Below are 23,257 nucleotides of genomic sequence, written 5' to 3' on the forward strand. Positions count from 1 at the left end.
AAAAATGTAACCTCGTTTTACGTCCGCACGGGTCTTCCCCTCAATCCAATAACTCGCCCTGTGCGTTCAACTTGAATAAGGCGATCTTTCGCTGGGTTTCCAGCTCGATTGTTCCCAATACGAGAATGCGTCCATCCGGCAGCTCCGCTACCGCCGCACCCCGGCTGTTTTTATCAAAGGCACCAAAGGTCACCGACCAACGCGGCGCACTCGACAAGTCCACTTGCGTTAGTCGGATGGTCGATCCCAGGGTGGTCTTTTCATGACCCAACAGCAGAAATCCGCTAGAATATACAGCCGGCGCAACCGCATGCGCAAGGAAAGAACCAGACAGTCCCCTGACAATACCTTCATCGATCAACCCACGCGTGCTGTTGCGACGGCAATAATACAGGTCTCCCCAGGCATCCGGATTTACTACAATGCCATTATCAATAGCAGACGTGCCGAACTCGTAATACCCTCCGCCCAGTGCCGCCGGAACCTGAATGGCCGATGCCAGCCGCTCCTCCCTTGTGTTATCTCCTGAAAATGCTACTGAGGCAACGGAAAGACCATTGTCGTCCAGTACCCACGAATTGAAGTTTGATTCATATTGTGTATCGATACCTCGCAAACCATCTGAATATGTAAACCAGTAAAATTCTGACGGAGATTTTTCTAATACCTTGATCCCCGAACCGATATGCTCACCCAGCGACTGACCCCGTGGCTCGACATCTTCCACCGTCACCCAAGCGCGTGTAAAATCACGGTTGAAGCCAATCGCGAACAAATCTTCAAAATCCAAGTCAGACGCCCCAGACATCGGTTCCTCATAAATCGTTTCATCCGCTGAGCTTCCTGTTACAGCAAAGCCGCCGTTGGACAAGGCTGTGATGCCATACGCAAATTGCGTAGCCCACCTCCCGCCGTTTCTGCCAAAATACATGCTGTCGATTACCGAGCCATCGCCGCGAATACGCAGCACCTTAAAGTCATAAATGTTATCGTTGGTACTGGGATCTGTGCCATAAAGTGTATTGGACAGGATCAGAAAATTTCCGTCTGCCGTCGGTTCAAGGTCTTGCGCATTTTCGTCATTACCCCCAATGGCCCCAAATCGTTCTTCCCACAGCACCTCGCCACGCGCACCGACCTTTATCAGTACCATGCGTTTGTTCCGTCCCAACACTTGTGTATTCCCGAGCAGCAATGCCGTACCATCGGCGTTCACCACCATGTCGACCGCATCCTGGTTGCCGTCTTCACCATAATATTTAATGAAGTAATTCTGAAATTCTCCCTCAAAGTCTTGCTTGGTGTCGCAGGCAAACAGGACCATCAGCAGCCCCAGGAAGATATAGTTATTTCTCCGTAGTGACATGATCCTGCTTTTTAAGATTGCGCATGACAGATTTCGACCGGGCTTTTTTCAGCTTCCGCGGTTTGTAGAGCGGATGGATATATCCCACCGACAAGTACAGATGGTCCATCCGGAAGAGGTCGTCCACATAGCCCCACCGTAAAGCGGCTTCAGCATCGGACTGAAAGCCCTCCGACGTACGAGGACTGGAATCATCATAGTCATAAATACTGTTATTCGCATCCACCAGGTTGGTAAGCCCGAACGAATAGCGCAAGTCGACAAAGACATAGTCAAGGTTTACCTTGTATTTCACACCACCGCCAATGTGCCACGAACGATTCAGCATGTTACGCTTCGGTTTGAATTTTAATACCGGGCTTTCGCGGTCGATATTCTCCACACGGTCAGCCGTCGGGTTGTAGTTGCGATCGGAATACGTAATGGTTACGCGGTCTCCCAGCAGCACGTCTAGCGACGCTCCCAGGTATACATACGGTCTGTATTTTCCCTGGTCATCCGAATATTTGATCGACAGCGGCACCCGCGCCCAGCTTTGGCGATCGTATATGTCGGCAAGGTCGCGACCATAAATGCCGGACACGCGCTGCTTATAGGAAGAGAAGACATAGGTGCCTTCTAACATCAGGCTGAGGTGATCGTTGTAGTTCCACTCCACGCCGACACCTGCCTGGCCCCCCGGACGGAGCAAATTCTGCTGGTTTCCGTCCGCCGCCTGGCGGTCAAGAATCGTGTGGACAAAGGACACGTTCGCACCAGCCTTTGCAAACAAGGTAAAGATGGGCGTCGTGGTAAATTTCGAGCTCAGGTAAACCAGGTCGATCGGGTCGCGCTTTTCATCGGTGACAAACTCGGGATTGGCGCGCAACACTTCGAGGTAGCTGTTTTCGGCATTAAAGGGATCTTCCAGCAGCAGGTACGTTTCGGACAACAACAAGAATGCCCGCTGGCGCCATTCTTTGTTCTGGTTCTTTTGCAGACAGTCGCTGAGAATAGACGGTATGACATAGAGATGCCCGGCATTGAACTCATCGGTGGCGCGGTTCAATGCCACCTCACACTCATCCTGGGCCATCGCCCGGAAGCTTGCCAGGAGCAGCAGTACGATCCATAGAATTGATTGATACCGTAACATCCGTTGTTCTGTTTAGTGCGCGGCCGAAGGTCCCGGGCAAGTGCTTTCGTATGCGATCTGGTCACCCACGTACTTTTGCCATTCATCCTGCGTCATGTTTCGCGTCAGCGACGGGCAGATCCTGTTTGCCAGGTCCGTCGGCGACGTCGGCCACACCCGTATCTCCGACTCGCTACACGCCGCAATGAGCAAGGATGAACCTTTGGCAAAGGCAATATCCCATACAAAACCGTTATTGTTTTCCATTTCCACCGGCAGGTCTTCAGGATTGTTCAGCACGTATAATTGCAGGCGCTTATCCAGACCGGCACTGGCCAGCAGCTGTTCGTCCGGGCTGAATGCGACGTCGTTCACGCCCGCGCGGTGTCCTGTAAATTGTCGCGTTTCGCGGGTGGCGAAATCGTAGAGCCGTACCAGGCCCCGGCGGTTGGTCATATCGTCCAGACCATAGGCCAGGTAGTTGCCCGAGGGGCTAAAGTTTACGGACAATACACGTGTCGCGGCATCGTCTGCCAACATGGTGTAACTGTTCTTGACCAGGTCAACGAGTATCACTTGTCCTGACCACGCAGCCCCCGCCAATATCTTGCCGTCGGCTCGGATGTTAATGGATTTCAGTTCCATCGGCAGGGTGAGCAACACCCGCTTCTCTCCCGTCTGCGCATTTACGCGACTGAGGGTCTTCCCGCCGCTCGATACGATAAAGTCGCTGCTCCCCGGAATAAACTCTACGTCGTTTGTCGCGCCGGAGAATCCTTTTATCACCTGCGACTTCCCACCACCCTTCAAACCGTAGACCTGAAGGAAAGTTGAGTCACTGCCATTAACCAGGTACGTTTCATCCTGACTCATCGCAATCACTTTGCTGGGATAGGGCGTTACATACCCGGTTACCGCATTGGTAAGTTTGTCATAATCACACTTGTAAATCCGGCCGTCAGCGCCCGAGGTAAAGAACGAGTTGTTCTTCTCGGATACCACCAGCGAACGAAGGTGTACACGCGGCGGTCCCTGTATTTTCATGCCGTTGTAGCTGGCTCCCGCAAGTTTCGTCAACGCGCTATATAGCCCCCGGTAGATATACGGGTCATACACCTTACCGCGGTAACGACTATGGAAAATATACCCCTGCATGGCCTGCAAGCCGGCCAGGTCTTTATCGTCGTCTTCCTGCACCGATTTGGTGGCTAAGTTCTGCGCAATGGCCAGCATATACAGGCCATTGGCAAGTTGATAATTCAGCTCGGCTTCTTCCTTTTTTAATTCGGCCAGTTCAGCACTCTCCTTTGCGACTGTTCCGGCAGCGATCGCGCGCTGCTCTTCAACACGGGCCTTTTCCAACGCGGCTTCTGCCGCACGCTTGGCAATCTCGAGCTCTTGAATGCTGCTATGAAGTTCCTTGTTATAGTTATCGGCCAGCTCACGCGCAGAAATAGCATCCTGCTTTTGCCGGTCGGCCTCCGTCTTTTGCTTCAACGCCTCTTCCCGTTGCACTTGCGCTTCGTTTCGTTGCACCTCCGCATACCGGCGGTCAGCATCGGCCTGGAGCTTTTGCAGATAGGCGTAGACAAAAAACAGAATCGCCACGATAAACGCTATACCGAGAATAACCGCCGTGGCGCGCGTACGACGCAGTACCCGGCGTTGCATCATCTCCAGGTTCTTGAGCTCAGCCTCGTACGTGATGCGGCTGGTATCCAAAAATACAATTGCCCGCTCGAAGGCCTCGTCGTAACGCTGGCCCCACTCGCGGGTAGGCTTTTGCTTCTTCTGCCAGTTTAAGGCCAATTGCAAATCCGGCGGTCGCCACAAACCGGTCTTGCCGATCTGATACATGGCTGCTGCTTCCGACAAACGCTTGTACATGGCGGCCGACTCAAATTCATCTTCCACCCATACTTCCAACCGGTTCCAGATACGAATCAAGCTTTCGTGCGAAAGCTCGATCATCGAGTTTTCGGTCAAGAGTATATGGGCGGCGGGCATCAGGAACGAACGTCCCGGCTTGCGGAAGTGCTCCACCACGCGCATCGCTTCGGCTACACTACATTCTGCCAACTGGGCTATCAGACCCAACCGGGCCGGTCGGCGCATGCCGCGGTTTTCCTGATTCTTTTCGGTAATGTTCTTGAACAAAACTTCGGCGATGACCTTGTCGCGCAGCGACAACTCATCAAACGCCTCGTTGGCGTGTTGGGATAAGGCCTGTGCAATCCGGCCAATAGCGGTGTAGTGACGTATGTCCAGCGACTCACCCGGCTCGTGGTTCAACGCCCAGTAATCCCAGGTACGCATCAGGGCGTGCTGCAAGATGGGCAGCTGGTCCTGATCGTTGCCCATGTCGTTGAGCAGGCGTTTCACCAGGCGTTGCGAGATCTGTCCGCCGGCTACGGCTGTAGGTCCCTCGATGGCCATCTTCTTTTGTTCGCGGGTCAACTGCGGTACCAGGTAGTTGCTGCTGTTGATCAGCCGTGTAAGCCCGGGAAACGCTGCGCACTCGCCAATAAATTCAGAACGCATTGTAAAGGCAACATACACGGGTACCGTATCCTGTTTAACCGCCGTCAAAAACAGGTTTACGTAAAGCTGGGCATCGTTTTCCGTTGTTTCGCCATGGTCGTGACGATGCCGGAATATCTCCTCAAACTGATCGATGAGGAAGAAAATATTTTCTTGTTTGTCTGATTGCAAGTAACGCGCAATCTCCAGCAGTCCTTCCGGCCCGCTGCGCAACAGGGAGTTGACGATTGCCCGATGCAAGACCACCTCGTCGGTCGTGATGCGTTTGCTCTTGAGCATAAAGTCGATCACGGCATCCACCAATCCTTCAATCGGTGATGCCCCGGGTCGGGCAACAATGGCCCGCCAGGAAGGTCCCGAGTTGGCCACAAAACCACCGTACAACACTGGAATCAACCCACACGCCATCAACGACGACTTCCCGCTACCGGAATACCCCATCACCGTCACGAAACGGTTTTGCGCGAGCTGCTGTAGAATTTCATTAATCTGCCCCTCGCGTCCGAAAAAAAGGTGACAATCCTCGAGAGAAAAAGGCCGCAAGCCTGGAAACGGATTCTCTGCACGCATCCGCAGGTCGGAAACGACAGCGGGATCTGAGGCTAAGTCGGGGTCTTCGTTATGTAAGGGTCTGTTTGACATAGGAGGCTATCCCACCTGACTCGGTAAAAGCTCGTACATGGGATCGGGGACCTGGTATTTCACAGCTGGGAAAACTAGTCTATCTAAAAAAAAATGGGTGCAGTCGAAAAAATTCGATTCCGAATTAAAGCAATTTTCAGGGAATAAAAAAAGGGCCGGAGGGCCCCCTTTTCAATAACACATGTATGGTAAGTATAATTACTTGACTTTTTTTACGATGGCTTCAAAAGCCCCCGGGTGATTCATGGCTAAGTCTGCCAGAACCTTACGGTTCAGATCGATGCCACCTTTCTTGAGTTTACCCATGAGCTCGGAGTACGAGAGACCATGAATACGAGCTCCTGCGTTGATACGGGCAATCCATACGCCGCGGAATTCTCTCTTTTTCTGCTTGCGGTCACGGTACGCATACCCTAAACCTTTTTCAACGGCGTTTTTAGCTACCGTCCAAACATTCTTCTTACGACCGAAGAAGCCTTTTGCGAGCTTCAAAATGCGCTTACGTCGCGCGCGGGAAGCTACATTGTTTACTGATCTTGGCATTTTATTTTACAATTTTTTGGCTGATGGCGACTTTCTGTTCGAAAGCTCTTGAGGCCAGCATCCGGGTTAAACATTGAACCAATTAAAGAACGAGCATGGCTTTCACATTGGCCATATCCGCAGCTGTAACCAAAGATTTATTTCCCAGGCGTCTTTTCTGCTTGGTCTCCTTCTTGGTCAGGATATGGTTTTTGAAAGCACGCTTGTGCTTAATTTTACCAGAGCCAGTCACTTTAAAGCGCTTTTTGGCACCTGATTTTGTTTTTAATTTAGGCATTGTATATAAATTAAACTGTGTTATTTCTTTGCCTTCGGCATGAGCATCATGCTCATCCGCTTACCTTCCAGCCTTGGCATTTGCTCTACCTTGCCATTCTCCTCCAGTAACTGCGCGAATTTCAGCAACAGAATCTCGCCGCGCTCCTTGTAGACAATGGAACGACCGGCGAAAAACACCGTTGCCTTTACTTTGGCGCCTTCCTGTAAGAAGGTAACAGCATGTTTCAGCTTGAAGTTAAAATCGTGATCGTCAGTATTGGGACCAAATCGGATCTCCTTGATCACAACTTTCACGGTCTTTGCCTTGATCTCTTTCTGTTTCTTCTTCTGCTCGTACTTGAATTTGGAGTAGTCAACGACCTTACAAACCGGTGGGTCTGCGTTCGGAGAAATCTCCACCAGATCCAAATTCTGCTCTTGAGCAAGGCGAATGGCCTGTTGGATGGGATAAACATCTACTTTGATGTTTTCTCCTACCACGCGTACGCGCTGAGCAGTGATCCGCTCGTTGATACGATATGGTTCCTCAGGCTTTTGGGGGCCCCTACGCATAGGTCTGCCAAAACTTCCCCCGGGTCTGTTTGTGTTGGTGTTAATAATTAAAAATGTTTAAGTCCGAAAAAAACAGGGTGCAAATATCGCTATTATTTTATCTAATCAAAATATCAATTTGGAGCAGCACACTCCAACCTGAACCTGTCCACAAATTCACTTAGCAAAACACTGTCCTGGGCGCCTTGACCATGCATACGGATGGCCACTTTCTGCTCCGCTACCTCCTTCTCCCCCACGATTAACATATACGGGATTTTTTTGGTCTCCGCATCGCGAATCTTACGGCCGATCTTCTCGTCACGATCATCCAATAAGCCTCTGATATCCTGACCTTTAAGCGTGTCGTAGACAAGCTTTGCATAATCATTAAAACGCTCCGAGATGGGTAGCACAGCGATCTGATCCGGCGCCAGCCACAGCGGGAAATTGCCGGCACAGTGTTCTATCAGCACGGCAATGAAACGCTCCAGCGACCCAAAAGGTGCGCGGTGCAACATCACCGGGCGATGTTTTTGATTATCCGAGCCGACATACTCCAACTCAAAACGTTCCGGCAGGTTATAATCCACCTGGATCGTACCGAGTTGCCAGCTGCGACCAAGGGCATCTTTCACCATGAAGTCCAGCTTTGGACCATAAAAGGCAGCTTCGCCCTGTACCGCCACCGTCCGGAGTCCGCGTTCGTCCGCTGCCTCCTGAATCTGACGTTCCGCCTGGTCCCACAAATGGTCGTGACCGATGTACTTTGCTTTATTGTTCTGGTCGCGTAGCGACACCTGGGCCGTGTAGTTTTCAAAGCCCAGGGATTTAAACACATGCAGCACGAGGTCGATCACTTTTACGAACTCTTCCTTCACCTGTTCCGGGCGGCAGAAGATGTGCGCGTCATCTTGTGTAAACCCGCGCACACGGGTCAGGCCGTGCAGCTCACCGCTTTGTTCATACCGGTATACCGTACCGAATTCCGCCAGGCGGATCGGCAGGTCGCGATACGACCGCGGCTTGGTTTTATAAATCTCGCAGTGATGCGGGCAGTTCATGGGTTTGAGCAAAAACTCCTCTCCTTCGTCCGGTGTGCGAATGGGCTGGAAAGAATCTTTACCATATTTCTCATAGTGGCCTGAAGTCACATAAAGCGACTTGCTACCGATGTGCGGTGTCACGACCGGATCATAACCGGCTTTAATCTGCGCGCGGCGCATAAACTGCTCAAGACGCTCGCGCAGGATGGTGCCCTTCGGCAACCACAACGGTAGGCCCATGCCTACACGCTCGGAGAAGGCAAAGAGCTCGAGCTCCCGGCCTAATTTCCGGTGATCCCGTTTCTTGGCTTCCTCCAACAGGTGCAGGTATTCTTCCAGCTCCTTTTGTTTCGGGAAGGTTATGCCATAGATGCGAGTCAGCATCTTATTGTTCTCATTATTACGCCAGTAGGCACCCGCGACGTTTGTCAGCTTCACCGCCTTGATCAGGCCTGTGCCGGGAATATGCGGACCTTTACAGAGATCGGTAAAAGTGCCTTGCTGATAAAAAGTGATGGAGCCATCTTGTAAACCGTCGATCAGCTCAATCTTATACGGATCGCCTTTCTTGGTAAAGAATTCCAGCGCTTCAGCTTTGGGCACGTCACGACGATTAAAGGTGCTGTTGTTCTTTGCCAGCTCCTTCATCTTGCTCTCAACCGCCGCCAGTTGCTCTTCCCCAAACGGAACGCCGCCCAGGTCTACGTCGTAATAGAAGCCATTCGTCACCGCAGGACCGGTACCAAACTTCACGCCGGGATACAACGCTTCCAGTGCTTCTGCCAGCAAGTGTGCCGACGAGTGCCAGAACGCCATTTTCCCATTGGCATCGTTCCACGTCAGAATTTTTACAGCGGCATCTTTCTTGATCGGGCGCGAAAGGTCCCAGACCTCGCCATCCACTTCGATTGCCAGGGCAACGCGCGCGAGCCCCTCGCTGATCGAGGTAGCGATGGCTGTTCCGTTAACACCTTGTGGGTAAGTCTTTACTGTGCCGTCTGGCAGGGTAATTCGTATATCACTCATATCGGTTGCAAATATGCGATTTTTACAGGCTCGTTAATAAAACATACGATAACAAAATCACAATTGGAACTGAGCTGTAAATAAAACTCCAAATTTACGCGCATCCTTGTTGTCAAGGTAGGAAACGCGGTGAACAAAATCAACCCGCAAAAATCGGAAGATGTTCTCTATTCCATAGCCAAGCTCGACGTACGGGCGACGATCGACAAAACCACCGGGTCGCAATTCTTCGTCCGTCGTAGAGGTATTGATGAGCTCCTGGTTAGACGTACGCAAGCCGCCCATGATTACGTTGGCCGTACCCAATAACCGCCACCGTAACTTCTGAATCAACGGTATGCGGTTTAGCAGGAAACCTTCCAGGTATTGACGGTATTGCAGAGACGCATAGTGGTCACTTACGAATTCCCCATAATTCATAAGGTTATAGGTAACTGCCGAATACAACGGCGATTGGTTACCCAAATGCAATACCAGCAACGGATACGGTAGGGTATTAAAGATATATTCGCCCTGCACGGTGACAAGGGCTACACCCAGCGGCCCGGTCTTAATCCGTTTGGCCACGCTCAATCGCAGCTTATCATAAGAAAAATCACTTCCCCAAAGTCCCTGGAACCCGCGGGTATAACGCGCTGTGATAATAGGCCATTTGGTTGTACCGAGGCTAACGCGCTCATTGTCATTCTGAATGAACAATTCGTCGCGGGCAAAACGCGTTTCCAGGATCACTTCCGACGCCTGAAAATTCTGGTTAAACGCGACCGATACGTCGGGGTCATCAAAGTAGCCGAAGTCAAATGTAGGCTCAAAGGTCCAGTACTTAAACATTACCTTTTGCGTAAAGCCCTTGAACAATTCGCGCTGGAAGGCGACCTTGTATTCATCGCTGTAGAAGCCCCGTCGGAAATACCCCCAACGGGAAGCCACGAGGAACAACGGGTTGTCCTCCAGATCTTCTTCCTCTACTCCCAACCGACGCAAGTCACTCCGTGCGCGGACGGTAACTGTCGTCCACCGATGCCGCGACAGAATGGTTTGGACAGAGGCCATGTATTTCACACGTGAATCGTTAAACCCGTAGCCCAGCTGGCCGGCATAGATCCACTTCTTGCTGAAGTCAGCATTGGTGCGGAATCCGCCCTGCACACGCACACCTTCAATGTCGTTCCAGGCAACCAGTCCCAGGTAAGGACCAATGTCTACCTTGCCCACATCGTAGTACCCATCGATAAACACCTTAATAATATCCGTATAGGTTTTTACCACCGGGATGTTCTGCAGCGTGTCGATCATCTTGTAGACGTTTTTCTCCGTCTCACTCAGTGGTTCATGCCGCAGCGTGTCCCAATACACCTCGTCGTCATACATCCGCGAGTCTTCGGCTAACACAATCGGACGTTCATAGAATTTCAGGTCGTAGGGTTTGTTAACAACAATGTTTTTGTTGCTGGTGTAGAACTTCGCCAACATACCGGCAGAGTTGTTGGTCACCTCTCCTACGTCGATCAGCACGCGGTTTTTGACGGGCACCCAGGGGCCCAGTGACGTTGCTTCCAGCTCTTGCTGGATGCGGATCTTCTCAATAAAGTTCAGGTTTGCTGCACGCCCCACGGAAGCATCGATCTGCCGCAGCGCATACTCATTTTTGGTGATCCACATGGTCCCGGTAAACGCCAGCTCCTGCGGACTGCGCGGATTAAAGTCGAGCCGGTAACAATAGTCGTCACCAATGTACACGCTATCGGTCAAATCGTAGTCATAATACAATCGCCAGCCGTCGGCAATAGGCGACACAAACTCTTTCGTAACGATTGTCAGCCAGTTCTGGTAGAAGTTATACTCCTGGAATGAAGACCCGACAAATTGCGTCACCACCGAACCATCTTCCACCCCCACCCCGTTGATCTTGGTTTTGAGGATATTCTCCTTGCGCAAAGAGGGATCGTCGCGGTAGTACAGTTTGGAAACACTTTCGGAAATAAACAGCGGTAAGATTGGCTTACCATCGTCGCCTGCAATCCGCTGCACACTGTCCAGCACCTGCGTGATCTTCTTCATCACCTTCTTCTGACGAAACTTATCCGAAATATTATCGACGTCAATCTCAATCTTGGTGTAGGTATCGTATTCGTATGCCGTAAGCTTGCGTTTGTCGTTCTTACTTTTGTTGCGTACCACCTCGCGCAGAATGGCATACGCTGGATTTTCGCCCGCGTTGATCACCACTTCTTGTAAGCTCGTCGCATCTTCTTCGAGTTGCAGGTTGATGGTTTGTGTACCGCCTTTCGCTACGGCCTTCTTTTTGGGTTTATACCCGATATAGGATGCCACGAGGGTATCACCGGGCGTCGCCGTTTTGATCGTAAAGTTTCCATCGAAGTCGGTTGTCGTTCCGATGGTGGTGCCCTGATAGATCACGTTGACAAAGGGAATTGGATCGCCCGTATTGACATCGGTTATCTTTCCCTTCAAAACAGTTTCTTGCGCGCGAACGAAGCCGGCGGTAAACAATGCTACTATTACAAAAAAAATAAATCGCTTTAAAAACATGCAGTTCAGCGCGTTACGCACAAATGGCGGTTTCACAAAATTAGCGAATTATACGAAGACGGATGCTCTTGTACAAACGGGACCTTTCAGCTGTTCAGTTCCTCTTTGCGCCCCATAAAACGAGGCTCTGTTTTTAACACATAAAGATCCAGCACGGCCTTGGTACGGGCCAGGTATTCCCGGAGTCGAACCTTAAAGGAATACTCGAAGTCCGGCTCTTCAGCTACCATAGCCACAGCGTCGATATCATAATATTGGCTAATGAACAATGCCCGGTAGCTATGAAACGGCTGCGTAATAATCGTAATCTTATCCTGTCCAAATATCTTTTGACACCGCACAACAGAATCCAGCGTGCGGAGCCCAGCATAGTCCAGGGTGATGGCGGTTTCGGGCACGCCGAGCTTCATCAACGCCTTGCGCATGGCCACCGGTTCGTTGTAAAACCGCGAGCGGTTGTCACCACTCAAAATAAAATGATCGATTTTACCCATGCGGTAGAGCTCCGCAGCGGTCTCCATCCGTTTTTCAAAAAACGGATTGGCTTTGCCGCCGGCGAGCTTATGGCTGGTGCCTAACACCAGGGCCACCCGGTGGGCGGGCAGCTCTTGCAGGTCTTCATATACCCGGCTCTCCGTACTTTTGACAATCCAAACGTTGCACACAATCAGGAAAACCAAAAACAGGCAGCACAAACCAATAATAATTCTCTTCAGCCACCGCATTGCTTTATAGACATTCGTAAACAAAACTACTGAATTGTGCGCAAAAACTCGCGTTCAATGACATCGGACTTGCGTACCATTTTTCGGAACCACTGCAATCGTATGATCTGCTTCTCCTCTTCGGAAAGACGGAAGGTGAAATTGGATTGATGTAACTTCGCAATCAATATATTCAGGCAAATGGCCACACTAACGGAGATATTGAGACTTTCCGTAAACCCGTACATCGGTATACGGATGCGCTGGTCAGCATGCTCCCGTGCATAGGGGGAAATTCCCCGCAACTCGTTACCAAACAACAAGGCTATTTTCCCGGCGGTAATATCTACATCGTGTATCGATATACCGTCTTCGTCGGGGTCCGCCACCATAATGCGGTAACCCGCCGCCTTGAGTCGCTTAAAACATACCTCGGTGTTGTTCTCCTCACCCGATCTATAGCGTTCCAGGTTCAGCCACTTGTAAGAGCCTTTTAATACCCTGACGTTCAACTGGTACTTGGCCAGGTTCTCGACAATGTGCACATCCTGTAACCCCATACACTCGGCAGTACGAATGACGGCGCTGGCATTCTGCGACTGGAAGATATCTTCCAGCATTACCGTTACATGGCGGGTACGGTCGTTCAAGACCTTTTCCATGACTTGTTTTTTGTGGTCCGAAACAAACTGCTCCAGGTGGTGCAATACACGATTGTCGGCGTCAGTCATGAAGTATGATAATAAAGGAAATATAAAACAAGGTTAGAAAAGTGCCCCGGCAATGGTAGCAGTCATCATGGTTGCGAGCGTGGCGGCAATCATAGCACGCATGCCTAAACGCGAGATGTCTGCCTGCCGTGTTGGCGCCATACCGCCCGTACCGCCAATTTGAATGGCAATCGAGCTGAAGTTGGCAAAACCACACAGGGCATAGGTTGCAATCAGAATGGATTTGTCGCTCAGTGTACCGGCGGCTTTCATGGTGCCCAGATCAAAGTAGGCAATAAACTCGTTAATCACCATTTTCTCGCCCAACAAACTACCAATGGCCAGGCTCTCCTCCCAGTTCACGCCAATGGCGAAGGCAAAGATACGAAACACCTGACCGAGTATATACTGTAACGAAAAGGCTTTAAACGTGCCGTTAGTGCTTTGCTGGATAAGCTCATTCAGGCCGGTATAGTGGCCAATAAAATCTTCCAATACCCAGTTGACCGCATAGATCACGGCTATAAATGCCAGCAGCATCGCCCCAATATTCAACGCAAGCTTCAGGCCGTCGGCCGCGCCGGTAGCAATAGCGTCGATCAGGTTTACGCTGGCTGTTTCTTTGGTAAGCTTCAGCGATTGATCGACCGACTCGCGTTCTGGTAAAAAGAGCTTGGCCATAACCACGGCTGCGGGCGCGCTCATCAATGAGGCGGTTAGCAAGTACGTTGCAAACCGGGTTTGTTCGGCAGGGCTACTGCCGCCCAGGAACGAGACATACGCACCAAAGACACTCCCGGCAATCGTCGCCATGCCCCCTACCATGAGGCAGTGCAGCTCGGATTGAGTCATGCCGGGGATAAACGGTTTTACCAGCAGCGGCGCTTCGGTCTGGCCCATAAAAACGTCGCCGGCAATGGACAGGCTTTCGGCTCCCGACATCCGCATCGTACGGGTCATTACCCATGCAAATGCGTACACGATCTTCTGTAGAATACCCAGGTGGTATAATCCGGCTGTAAAGGCTGAAAAGAAAATGACTGTGGGCAATGTTTGGAATGCAAACAAAAAACCAAGGGAGTGGCGTACGCCGGGTGTGGTGTCCGAGTTTTTAGAAAGGTCGCCATAGAGAAACTCTGCTCCTTTCTGGGCGAAGCTCAAAAATCTTATAAACTGTGCGCTGATATATTCGAAGCCACTCTGTACAAATGGCACCTTGGCGATCACGAGGGCGAATACCACTTGTAACGCAATGCCGGCGCCAACGAGGCGCCAGTTGATGGCCTTTCTATCGGCCGAAAAGGTGTAGGCTATTCCTACAATAAAAACCAGGCCTCCCAGGGCACGCAAATAATCCTCCATAACGTTGGGTAAGAATTTCTGTTTATATAAAAAGCTTAAGGCCGAATCTGTCTTTTTTCAGCCTTAAGCTTTCTTCTAAACTGGTAATTCTTAGAAGTTTAGGTGTGTAATATAGGTCTCAAGACACTTCGCGGCACCGCGCCTGGTTGATTGTGATGCCGATAAAGTGTTCTGCTCTACTGCTAGTTACGTTTGCTCAGCTCGTCGCGAATCTTGGCGGCGCGCTCATAGTCTTCCTTGTCGATTGCTTCCTTCAACAGCTCGTTGAGCTTGTCTATGGTGTAATTCTTAAAGTCATCCTTCCGCGCAGGCTCTTTCTTAACCTTGGCCTTTTCTACCTTAGGTTCCGGCTTGTCTTCTTCTGCCTCGTCGGTCAGAACAATACCCGCCTCGGCCAGAATGTTCTCATAGGTGTAAATGGGGGAATCAAAACGCAGGCCGATAGCAATCGCATCGGAAGGACGTGCGTCGACTTCTGTTTTCTTCAGACCGTCCGAGCAAATGATCTTGCCAAAGAATACACCTTCCTTCAGATCGGAGATAATGATCTCTTCGACTGTAAAATGGAAGTTGTTGGCAAAGGCTTTGAACAGGTCGTGTGTCATGGGGCGGTTCGGGATGATCTTTTCGATCTCAATGGCAATGGCCTGGGCCTCAAACATACCAATGATGATCGGAAGTCGACGGTTGCCTTCAGTTTCCCCCAGCACCAACGCAAACGAACCGGCCTGGGACTGACTGGACGAAAGCCCTAATATTTCGAGTTTGATTTTTTTCACTTCTACTTAAATCTCTCCTGTACTGCGATTCCTCTTACAACTTACGTAAATCGGCCGATTAGGCACAAATCCTCTATCATTATTTTGCGGCCTTCAGGGCCTCGGTCAGCTTGGGGATGACCTCAAAAGCGTCGCCCACGATGCCGTAATCAGCAGCCTTGAAAAACGGTGCCTCGGCATCCTTGTTAATGACCACGATGTATTTAGAGGAGTTGACACCGGCCAGGTGTTGAATGGCACCTGAAATACCCACTGCCACATATAGTTGAGGTGCAACTTTCACACCGGTCTGTCCTACGTGCTCGTGGTGCGGGCGCCAGCCCAGATCTGAAACAGGCTTGCTACAGCCGGTGGCGGCGTGCAGTACTTTGGCCAGGTCTTCCAGCATACCCCAATGCTCAGGGCCTTTCATACCACGGCCGCCAGACACTACAATGTTGGCTTCTGGCAACAGCACCTCACCGGTGGCTTTTTCAGAAGAAAGTATTTTGACAGCAAAATCCGCATCGGGTACCGACACGGTATACGGTGTAACGGATGCTGCACCGCCCACCTCTTTTGCTTCGGCTGCATTCTTTTTCAGGCTGATGACTTTTTTCGCATTATTCAAGGCCACGTTGGCAAAAGCCTTACCGGTATAGATGCTGCGCTTCACGACAAATCCTGTCGATGTATCGGGCAATGCCACCACGTTTGAGGCCAGGCTGGAACCCGTGCGCGCGGCAACGCGTGCCGCTATGGGAGTTCCCAGGGATGAATCGGCCAGCACCAGAATGTCCGCTTTCTCATCGGCCAGGGCCTGCGTTAAAACCGAGGCATACGCCTGGATCACGCCTTGGTTAAACTTGCTATCGGCTACATGCAACACCTTTTGCGCACCATACTTTCCAAGCGACTCCAGCTCCGCTGTGTCTACTGCTCCCAGTGCGATGGCCGTTACCGGTGTACCCAATGCGTGCGCATAGGCTACCGCTTCCAGGGATGTCTTCTTTATTTTACCTTCTGCACTCTCTACAAAAACAAGTGTTGGCATACTGTATTGCGTTTACAAGTAATGGATAAAATCAAATAACTTTTGCTTCGTTCTTCAGCAGGTTGACCAGCTCGGCTACGTTGTCCGCCGCGATCATTTTCACCGCGCCCTTCGGCGGCGGCAGTTCGAACTTCTGAAGTTTCACGCCACTGTCAACCGTCTTAGGCTCAACAACTTTCAGTGGTTTTGTGCGGGCAGACATGATACCGCGCATGTTGGGGATCTTCCATTCGGCGATCGGTTCCTGGCATCCGGCCACGAGCGGCAGCGACACCTCTACTTCTTCTTTACCACCTTCGATCTCGCGGGTAAGCTTGGCAACATTACCCGAAAGCTCCAACTTCATCACAGGTGACACCGACGGGATGCCGAGCATCTCCCCCACCAGGCTGTGTACCACACCGCCGTTGAAGTCGATCGACTCGCGTCCCATTAAAATAAGTGTATAGTTTCCTGCCTTGGCTTCTTGGGCAATCTGCGTAGCAACAAAGAACGAATCAGTAGGCTCTGCATTTATGCGGATGGCGTCGTCGGCACCGATGGCCAGCGCTTTGCGGATGGTAGGCTCGGTGTCGGCTGGTCCAACGTTCAATACCGTCACGGTAGCGCCCGCGGTGGCCTCCTTTAACTCGATGGCACGTGCCAACGCGTAGTCGTCGTACGGACCGATAATAAATTGAACTCCTGACGGATCAAATTTTGTATTGCCCTCTATAAAGTTGATTTTGGATGTGGTATCAGGCACATGTGTAATACAGACTAAAATCTTCATCTTGCTCTAAATCAGGATGTTCAAAACTATTTTTTGAGAAACAGGGCCAAGATACAAAAAACCACTTTCCCAACGCTAAACCGCCCGCAAATTTCAAAATGCCACTGACCATCCCGTAAACATTTTGGCCGAAAGATTTTATTCCTGGATTTTGTTTGTTACTTGGCACCTACGTTTACTTCATATGACCCGTCTCGAACAACTTCGGAAATTTTTAGAGGACGATCCTGCCGATCCGTTCAATGTCTATGCGTTGGCGTTGGAATATCAAAAGACAGACCACAGCATCGCCCTGCGCCTGTTCAAACAACTTGTGCTCGAACACCCCAATTACCTGGCAACATATTATCACCTGGGCAAACTTTACCAAACATTGGAGCAGAAGGATCACGCCATTAAGATCTTTAACGCCGGAGTCGAAAAAGCTCGTGCACAACGGGACGCCAAAAGCGTTCAGGAGCTGCAGAATGCCCTACAAGAAATACTTTTTGAATAACGCTTAGTTGTTGGGAGCGCCGTCGTCTACCCAGCAAGTAATCTTATCGATGTCGCTCTGTTTCAAGGGGCTACCATCATAGGGCATGCTCCGGTCCTGCGTCATGGACTTGATCTCGTGGGCATAGCTCCTGGCATTCGTATAGTTGCGCAGGTCCACGCGTGCGGATCCATTGTGGCAACCGCTTAATGCACAATAGGTTTCCATGACCGGACGGATGTCCGTGGACCAACTGGTACCCGTGATCCCACGCGGTACGGTTACATGGAGCGACACCATACAATCGAGACCGTCGCGTATGGTCACCGTGTGGTCGCCATGGCTCACCGCCATGAAGGTATTGCTGGCTGCAAAGACGCCGTCGTCTAACCGGTAGGCATAGGGTGGTTTAACCTCTTCCACAGACAGTATGATGATGCCGCTATTCGCTTCGCACAAACTATCCTTGGTCACCTCGGCAGTAAAGGTAAAATCCCGGGCAGTGACGGTTACGTTGGTAACAATGGTATCGCAACCATTCACATCCATTACCCCCACGGAGTAGATGCCCGCGGCCAGGTCTTGAAAATCGCCCGAGCTTTGGGCCGTGTTATTCAACAAATACGTATAGGGTTGTTCGCCACCGGCAGCCACTACCCGTATGCGTCCGTCAAGCGAACCGCAGGTGCTTGCCGGGGTAACAGACTCCAACGCTAGCGATGGACCGGCTATCGTACAGTCAATCACAGGCTTATCCAGGTCGTGGTATACGCAGCTCGTCAGTAGAAAAAGGGAATAAGAGAAGTAAAACAGCCTCCGCATATACCACCAAAGGTACTGCGAATAACGCTACCGGCATAATGCACTGGTAGCAGCGGGTCCTGGCATTAGCGCTTAAAATGGCGTCTCGTCATCGTTGGCCGATGGCGGCGGCATGTGCGGCATATCGTCGCCCAGCGTATTGAGACGACTTTCGCGCGTCACCATACCCGAACCGGAGAATGGATTATCGTAAGACGCCGGACCGTCGAGGTCGGCGAATTTGGTATACTTACCGATAAATTTCAGCTTGACGTTGTCGGTCGAACCGTTCCGGTGCTTGGCGATGATTACCTCGCCGGTACCTTGTGTCGGCATACCGTCTTCGTCCACGGTGATCTTATAGTATTCCGGACGATACAAGAACATTACGATGTCGGCATCCTGCTCGATGGAACCCGATTCACGTAAGTCAGACAGCTGCGGCCGTTTATCACCGCCCCGGGTTTCCACACTACGACTCAACTGCGACAGCGCCAGTACGGGTACGCTCAATTCTTTGGCGATACCTTTTAAGGATCGCGAGATGGACGCGATCTCCTGTTCACGGTTGCCACTCTGCTCGCCTTTCATGAGCTGCAGGTAGTCGATCACGACGAGCTGTACACCGTGCTCTGCTTTCAAGCGGCGGCACTTGGCACGAAGCTCGAGGATCGAGAGTGCGGGCGTGTCGTCGATAAAGATCGGTGCGGTTGTGAGCTTTGTAGTCTTGTGTACGAGTTGTTTCCACTCGTGGTCTTCCAGATTACCTTTCTTAATCTTTTCGCTTTCAAGCTCGGCCTCGGCCGCGATAAGACGATTCACCAGCTGAATCGACGCCATTTCCAATGAGAAGATGGCCACCGGTATTTTAAAGTCTACCGCCGCATTTCGCAAGGCGGATACTACAAACGCCGTCTTACCCATACCGGGACGTGCCGCGATAATAACAAGGTCGGAACGTTGCCAGCCGGAAGTGAGGCGGTCGAGCGCTGTGAAGCCGCTCGGTATACCGGTCAGTCCGTCTTTATGCTCACGCAGCATCTGAAGCTCCTGAATGGCCTGGGCCATCAGGTTTCGCATACTGTCATAGTTCTTGCGCAAGTTCGCGTCGGAGATTTCGAAGATGGCACTCTCCGTTTTGTCGAGCAGCTGGAATACGTCTGTCGTATCTTCGTACGCGTCGCTCTGAATCTGTGAAGCGACTTCGATCAGCTCGCGCTTGATGGCCATTTCCAGGATAACCCGGGCATGGTATTCGATGTTGGCCGCAGAGCTCACTTTAGAGGTTAGCTCGGCGATATAAAAGGTGCCCTCGATCTTATCCAGGTTGCCGGATTTGCGCAGTTGGTTTACCACGGTACGCATATCCACTGGCTCGGAAGCCTTAAACAACTCAAGAACAGCCGTGTAGATCACTTTATGTTTTTCCACATAGAAGTGCTCGGGCTTTAAGAACTCAACCACAGCATTGAGCGCATTTTTCTCCAGCATCACGGCACCGAGCACTGCTTCCTCCAGATCAAGTACCTGAGGTGGCAACTTGCCCAAGCCAGCAGAGATATCTCTCTGAATCAACTTATTAGCTCTATTGCCAAACCTCAGGGACGTCGATCTGTCTTGCTCCATACAGTGGTTGTTGCGTGTTTACTTTTTTAGGGGGGACAAACGTACGATACGCGCGGCGCACTATCTACACAACTTATAAACAAGTTACCAACAAGTTAACGTCAGACATGTTAATAAAGTGCAACCGCCCGCGCATCCGGGCCAAATTTGTATGCCATCAACATTTTGATTTATTTTAAAACCGGATTTAGTTTTTTCCATGCACCCGAAAAAGCAGAAGATACATTTTATCGCGATTGGCGGAAGCGTCATGCACAGTCTGGCCATCGCGCTCAAAGAGGCGGGACATCACGTTACCGGATCAGACGACGAGGCCTTCGAACCTTCGCGCAGTGCTTTAGCAAAGCACGGCTTATTACCTGAAAAAGAGGGATGGACACCGGAGAAGCTCGACGCTTCTATCGACCTGGTCATCCTCGGTATGCACGCCCGTCCAGACAACCCCGAACTGCTCCAGGCAAAAAAACTCGGTCTAACCATTAAATCCTTCCCCGAATACATCTACGAGCAATCCATTGATAAGCAACGTATCGTCGTTGCGGGCAGTCATGGTAAAACCACCATCACCGCCATTATCGTGCACGTATTAAAATACTTCAACCGCGACTTCGACTATGTTCTCGGGGCACGCATCGACGGACTGGACTACACTGTCAGGCTTTCCCATGCCCCGATCATCGTGATCGAAGGCGACGAATATCCGTCTTCTGCCCTGGACCCCACGCCAAAGTTCCTGCGCTACCAGCATCACCTCGGTGTGATCAGTGGCATCTCGTGGGACCACGTTAACGCATTCCCGTCGGAGGAAGACTATGTAAAACAATTCGACATCTTTGCCGACAATACACCCAAGGGTGGCATCCTGGTATATTCCGAACAGGACTCTCTTGCGCTGATGATTGGTAAAAAAGAGCGCGAAGGCATCGTGCAAGTGGTGTATAAAACTCATGCGCATACACAAGATGCCAATGGCAACTGCTTCCTGACCAACGGTAAGGAGCGGCATCTCATTCAACTTTTTGGCAACCACAATTTCCAGAATCTCAGTGCTGCCAAAGAGGTATTGAAAAAGATCGGCATCACTCCCGAGCAATTCTTCGAGGCCATTCCGAGCTTCAAAGGCGCCGAAGGGCGTCTTGAAAAGATCCGCGAGAATGGTTCGACTGCCGTTTATAAAGACTTTGCCCATGCACCCTCAAAAGCAAAAGCGACGGTCAAGGCACTCAAAGAGATCTTCCCGGCACGCGACCTTGTTGCCTGCCTGGAACTGCATACGTATAGCAGCCTGAATAAAGATTTTCTTCCCCACTATAAAGACAGCCTGAAGGCGGCTCAGCTTCCCGTCGTGTATGTAAATCCCGAGAAGACAAAAGCCAAAGGGCTGGAGGCCATTCCCGAAACAGCTATACGATCGGCGTTTGGACTGCCGTCGCTGCAGGTATTTACCGACGCAGCAGCGCTGGAACAGTTCCTGCTACAACAGTCGTGGAAGAACAAGAACTTATTGATTATGAGCTCGGGCAACCTGGGGGGAATTGACGTCCACACGCTTGCTGAAAAAATAGTGGCCTAGCGTTGATTTAGCTGGTATTGCTTCGTTCCTGACTAACGTTATTGTATTTGTATGAAACTCAATCTCCGAACCCCCCTTTGTTTCTTCGATTTGGAAACTACGGGCATCAACATCACCCAGGACCGAATCCTGGAAATCGCTGTTATCAAGATGATGCCCAACGGTGAGATACACCGTAAGTCCAACGTCCTGAATCCTACAATTCCCATTCCACCCGAGTCATCGGCCATCCACGGCATACGCGAAGAAGATGTTGTGGGCAAACCTACCTTCAAAGAAGTGGCAAAAGAATATGCCAAATTTTTAGAGGGTGCCGACCTGGCCGGGTTCAATGTATTAAAGTTCGACGTACCTGTACTCGTGGAAGAGTTTTTGCGGGCCGGCGTCGAGTTTGACTATAGCCGCAAAAAGATCATCGACGCGCAGAAGATCTTCCACCTCATGGAAAAGCGTACGCTGTCGGCGGCCTATAAATTCTATGTAGGCAAAGAGCTCGTCGACTCGCACACAGCCGAGGCTGACACAGAGGCCACGATGGAAGTGTTCCTCGCGCAAGTAGAACGTTACGAAGGCCAGCCCGTGACAGATGGTCTGAGCCGTCCACTGGGTGAGATTAAAAACGACATGGAGGTGCTGGGCAAGCTCACCTGCGTCGACATGGTTGACCTCGCCGGCCGCATGATCATGAACAACAAAGGCCAGGAGCTCTTCAACTTTGGCAAGCATAAGAACAAACCTGTTACCACTGTTTTTAAAGAGGAGCCTGCGTATTACGACTGGATGATGAACGGCGACTTTCCGCTGGACACGAAGCGCAAGCTGACGGAGATCAAGCTGCGCAGCTTCAAAAAATAACCAATAGCAACCCCACATAAAAAAGGCTGATGCTGTCCACGACAACATCAGCCTTTTTTATAGTATTACCTGCTATTACTGTTTTTTATAATATTTCATGGCTTCGGGAATCCAGCCTTGCAAATCCTTAATACGCGTGCCGTGCGAAGGGTGGGTCGACAGAAATTCCGGAGGCTCTGAACCGCCACCCTGGCCCATGCGCTGCCAGAAGGTCGGCGCGGCAGCGGGATCATAGCCGGCCATGGCCATAAAGATCAGACCGATGTGGTCAGCTTCTGACTCGTGCTCGCGGCTGAACTTCAACATACCGACGTTTGTACCGGCACCGACAGCTTGCATCAGCAATTCTTTACCCGCGGTTGGATTCTGGCCCATCAACGCACCTACGGTGCTCAGGCCGTATTGGGCAATCATCTGCTGGCTCATCCGTTCACGACCGTGGTTGGCAATCGCGTGCGCTACTTCATGGCCCATGACGACCGCCACACCAGTCTCGTCCTTACAGATCGGCATGATGCCTGTATAAAACGCCACTTTACCCCCCGGCATACACCAGGCGTTTACCATCTTGGGATCGTCGATCAGGTTAAACTCCCAGGCGAAACCCGCCAGCTCGGACGACGCGCCTTTCTGCGCCATATATTGCTCTACTGCCTTTTGAATTTTCACTCCTACCCGTTTCACCATTTGGATTTGTTCCTGGTTTGTGGAGAGTGGTCCCTTTTTGATGACTTCTGCATATTCTTTATCGGCCATCGGTATAATCTCACCATTTGAAACAAGGCTCAACTGGCTCCTTCCGGTTACTGCCACCTTGCTACAGGCGTACAGCACACTAAGGACAGCGGCAAAAACGATTACTTTTTTCCACATAAGGGTTAAATTTATTTTGAACAAAAATACAAATCCCCACCATGATTGTTTCA

Annotated in this window: 20 protein-coding genes; 3 read left to right on the forward strand and 17 right to left on the reverse strand. The window is 51.0% G+C overall.

Features of this window, described 5'->3' with window-relative positions:
* Positions 1-40: 40 nt before the first annotated feature.
* The 14 genes from K7P01_RS22465 to K7P01_RS22530 form a co-directional block, all read right to left on the reverse strand.
* A complete protein-coding gene (locus tag K7P01_RS22465; protein WP_267296828.1) occupies positions 41-1,366 on the reverse strand; it encodes a hypothetical protein in 1,326 nt (441 codons plus the stop codon).
* A complete protein-coding gene (locus K7P01_RS22470; protein WP_267296829.1) occupies positions 1,347-2,501 on the reverse strand; it encodes a porin family protein in 1,155 nt (384 codons plus the stop codon). The genes K7P01_RS22465 and K7P01_RS22470 overlap by 20 nt, the downstream gene beginning before the upstream one ends.
* Before the next feature lie 12 nt (positions 2,502-2,513).
* The gene (locus K7P01_RS22475; protein WP_267296830.1) at positions 2,514-5,663 is read right to left on the reverse strand and encodes an nSTAND1 domain-containing NTPase; all 3,150 of its coding nucleotides are present in this window, start codon (positions 5,661-5,663) and stop codon (positions 2,514-2,516) included.
* A 198-nt stretch (positions 5,664-5,861) separates the two neighbouring features.
* Positions 5,862-6,206, reverse strand: a complete 345-nt coding sequence (gene rplT, locus K7P01_RS22480) for a 50S ribosomal protein L20 (RefSeq protein WP_254088027.1) — start codon at positions 6,204-6,206, stop codon at positions 5,862-5,864.
* Positions 6,207-6,288: 82 nt separating this feature from the next.
* Positions 6,289-6,483 (reverse strand): 50S ribosomal protein L35, encoded by a 195-nt coding sequence (rpmI, locus tag K7P01_RS22485; RefSeq protein ID WP_254088028.1) that lies wholly within the window; start codon positions 6,481-6,483, stop codon positions 6,289-6,291.
* Positions 6,484-6,503: 20 nt separating this feature from the next.
* Positions 6,504-7,037, reverse strand: coding sequence for a translation initiation factor IF-3 (gene infC, locus K7P01_RS22490; RefSeq protein ID WP_254088029.1), 534 nt, complete (start codon positions 7,035-7,037; stop codon positions 6,504-6,506).
* Between the two features lie 113 nt (positions 7,038-7,150).
* Positions 7,151-9,088: a threonine--tRNA ligase gene (gene thrS, locus K7P01_RS22495; protein WP_267296831.1), complete on the reverse strand. Its 1,938-nt coding sequence runs from the start codon at positions 9,086-9,088 to the stop codon at positions 7,151-7,153.
* Positions 9,089-9,145: 57 nt separating this feature from the next.
* Positions 9,146-11,563 carry a DUF5686 and carboxypeptidase-like regulatory domain-containing protein gene (locus tag K7P01_RS22500; RefSeq protein ID WP_267296832.1) on the reverse strand — a complete coding sequence of 806 codons (2,418 nt, stop codon included), beginning with the start codon at positions 11,561-11,563 and terminating at the stop codon, positions 9,146-9,148.
* A 164-nt stretch (positions 11,564-11,727) separates the two neighbouring features.
* Positions 11,728-12,366: a SanA/YdcF family protein gene (locus tag K7P01_RS22505; RefSeq protein ID WP_267296833.1), complete on the reverse strand. Its 639-nt coding sequence runs from the start codon at positions 12,364-12,366 to the stop codon at positions 11,728-11,730.
* 26 nt (positions 12,367-12,392) lie between these two features.
* Positions 12,393-13,076 (reverse strand): TrmH family RNA methyltransferase, encoded by a 684-nt coding sequence (locus K7P01_RS22510; protein ID WP_267296834.1) that lies wholly within the window; start codon positions 13,074-13,076, stop codon positions 12,393-12,395.
* Positions 13,077-13,109: 33 nt separating this feature from the next.
* Positions 13,110-14,417 carry a NupC/NupG family nucleoside CNT transporter gene (locus K7P01_RS22515; RefSeq protein WP_267296835.1) on the reverse strand — a complete coding sequence of 436 codons (1,308 nt, stop codon included), beginning with the start codon at positions 14,415-14,417 and terminating at the stop codon, positions 13,110-13,112.
* A 182-nt stretch (positions 14,418-14,599) separates the two neighbouring features.
* Positions 14,600-15,196: a bifunctional nuclease family protein gene (locus K7P01_RS22520; protein WP_267296836.1), complete on the reverse strand. Its 597-nt coding sequence runs from the start codon at positions 15,194-15,196 to the stop codon at positions 14,600-14,602.
* A 79-nt stretch (positions 15,197-15,275) separates the two neighbouring features.
* Positions 15,276-16,229 (reverse strand): electron transfer flavoprotein subunit alpha/FixB family protein, encoded by a 954-nt coding sequence (locus tag K7P01_RS22525; RefSeq protein ID WP_267296837.1) that lies wholly within the window; start codon positions 16,227-16,229, stop codon positions 15,276-15,278.
* Between the two features lie 31 nt (positions 16,230-16,260).
* Positions 16,261-17,001 carry an electron transfer flavoprotein subunit beta/FixA family protein gene (locus tag K7P01_RS22530; protein WP_267296838.1) on the reverse strand — a complete coding sequence of 247 codons (741 nt, stop codon included), beginning with the start codon at positions 16,999-17,001 and terminating at the stop codon, positions 16,261-16,263.
* A gap of 184 nt (positions 17,002-17,185) precedes the next feature.
* Here K7P01_RS22530 and K7P01_RS22535 point away from each other — a divergent pair, with 184 nt between their 5' ends.
* Complete coding sequence (locus K7P01_RS22535; protein WP_267296839.1) at positions 17,186-17,497, forward strand: tetratricopeptide repeat protein; 312 nt, start codon at positions 17,186-17,188, stop codon at positions 17,495-17,497.
* 3 nt (positions 17,498-17,500) lie between these two features.
* Here the strand turns inward: K7P01_RS22535 and K7P01_RS22540 are convergent, their stop codons facing one another.
* On the reverse strand, positions 17,501-18,298 hold the full coding sequence (locus K7P01_RS22540; RefSeq protein WP_267296840.1) for a SprB repeat-containing protein: 798 nt from the start codon (positions 18,296-18,298) through the stop codon (positions 17,501-17,503).
* Positions 18,299-18,370: 72 nt separating this feature from the next.
* Positions 18,371-19,903 carry a replicative DNA helicase gene (gene dnaB, locus K7P01_RS22545; protein WP_267296841.1) on the reverse strand — a complete coding sequence of 511 codons (1,533 nt, stop codon included), beginning with the start codon at positions 19,901-19,903 and terminating at the stop codon, positions 18,371-18,373.
* Between the two features lie 199 nt (positions 19,904-20,102).
* Here dnaB and K7P01_RS22550 point away from each other — a divergent pair, with 199 nt between their 5' ends.
* Both K7P01_RS22550 and K7P01_RS22555 read left to right on the forward strand, forming a co-directional pair.
* Positions 20,103-21,476: a UDP-N-acetylmuramate--L-alanine ligase gene (locus K7P01_RS22550; RefSeq protein WP_267296842.1), complete on the forward strand. Its 1,374-nt coding sequence runs from the start codon at positions 20,103-20,105 to the stop codon at positions 21,474-21,476.
* Positions 21,477-21,527: 51 nt separating this feature from the next.
* The gene (locus K7P01_RS22555; RefSeq protein WP_267296843.1) at positions 21,528-22,331 is read left to right on the forward strand and encodes a 3'-5' exonuclease; all 804 of its coding nucleotides are present in this window, start codon (positions 21,528-21,530) and stop codon (positions 22,329-22,331) included.
* 75 nt (positions 22,332-22,406) lie between these two features.
* Here the strand turns inward: K7P01_RS22555 and K7P01_RS22560 are convergent, their stop codons facing one another.
* Positions 22,407-23,204 (reverse strand): M48 family metallopeptidase, encoded by a 798-nt coding sequence (locus K7P01_RS22560; protein ID WP_267296844.1) that lies wholly within the window; start codon positions 23,202-23,204, stop codon positions 22,407-22,409.
* Positions 23,205-23,257: the final 53 nt, after the last annotated feature.

The sequence above is a fragment of the Parachryseolinea silvisoli genome (assembly GCF_021190955.1).
In the GTDB taxonomy this organism is placed as follows: Bacteria; Bacteroidota; Bacteroidia; order Cytophagales; family Cyclobacteriaceae; genus Ohtaekwangia; species Ohtaekwangia silvisoli.

What these genes read in the sequence shown, in the direction of transcription:
- K7P01_RS22510 (WP_267296834.1), bottom strand. Translation starts at nt 13,076, where the DNA reads ATGACTGACGCCGACAATCGTGTATTGCACCACCTGGAGCAGTTTGTT.
- K7P01_RS22540 (WP_267296840.1), bottom strand. Translation starts at nt 18,298, where the DNA reads ATGCGGAGGCTGTTTTACTTCTCTTATTCCCTTTTTCTACTGACGAGC.
- rpmI (WP_254088028.1), bottom strand. Translation starts at nt 6,483, where the DNA reads ATGCCTAAATTAAAAACAAAATCAGGTGCCAAAAAGCGCTTTAAAGTG.
- K7P01_RS22470 (WP_267296829.1), bottom strand. Translation starts at nt 2,501, where the DNA reads ATGTTACGGTATCAATCAATTCTATGGATCGTACTGCTGCTCCTGGCA.
- dnaB (WP_267296841.1), bottom strand. Translation starts at nt 19,903, where the DNA reads ATGGAGCAAGACAGATCGACGTCCCTGAGGTTTGGCAATAGAGCTAAT.
- rplT (WP_254088027.1), bottom strand. Translation starts at nt 6,206, where the DNA reads ATGCCAAGATCAGTAAACAATGTAGCTTCCCGCGCGCGACGTAAGCGC.
- K7P01_RS22515 (WP_267296835.1), bottom strand. Translation starts at nt 14,417, where the DNA reads ATGGAGGATTATTTGCGTGCCCTGGGAGGCCTGGTTTTTATTGTAGGA.
- thrS (WP_267296831.1), bottom strand. Translation starts at nt 9,088, where the DNA reads ATGAGTGATATACGAATTACCCTGCCAGACGGCACAGTAAAGACTTAC.
- K7P01_RS22530 (WP_267296838.1), bottom strand. Translation starts at nt 17,001, where the DNA reads ATGAAGATTTTAGTCTGTATTACACATGTGCCTGATACCACATCCAAA.
- K7P01_RS22550 (WP_267296842.1), top strand. Translation starts at nt 20,103, where the DNA reads ATGCACCCGAAAAAGCAGAAGATACATTTTATCGCGATTGGCGGAAGC.
- K7P01_RS22505 (WP_267296833.1), bottom strand. Translation starts at nt 12,366, where the DNA reads ATGCGGTGGCTGAAGAGAATTATTATTGGTTTGTGCTGCCTGTTTTTG.
- K7P01_RS22475 (WP_267296830.1), bottom strand. Translation starts at nt 5,663, where the DNA reads ATGTCAAACAGACCCTTACATAACGAAGACCCCGACTTAGCCTCAGAT.
- infC (WP_254088029.1), bottom strand. Translation starts at nt 7,037, where the DNA reads ATGCGTAGGGGCCCCCAAAAGCCTGAGGAACCATATCGTATCAACGAG.
- K7P01_RS22560 (WP_267296844.1), bottom strand. Translation starts at nt 23,204, where the DNA reads ATGTGGAAAAAAGTAATCGTTTTTGCCGCTGTCCTTAGTGTGCTGTAC.
- K7P01_RS22465 (WP_267296828.1), bottom strand. Translation starts at nt 1,366, where the DNA reads ATGTCACTACGGAGAAATAACTATATCTTCCTGGGGCTGCTGATGGTC.
- K7P01_RS22555 (WP_267296843.1), top strand. Translation starts at nt 21,528, where the DNA reads ATGAAACTCAATCTCCGAACCCCCCTTTGTTTCTTCGATTTGGAAACT.
- K7P01_RS22525 (WP_267296837.1), bottom strand. Translation starts at nt 16,229, where the DNA reads ATGCCAACACTTGTTTTTGTAGAGAGTGCAGAAGGTAAAATAAAGAAG.
- K7P01_RS22535 (WP_267296839.1), top strand. Translation starts at nt 17,186, where the DNA reads ATGACCCGTCTCGAACAACTTCGGAAATTTTTAGAGGACGATCCTGCC.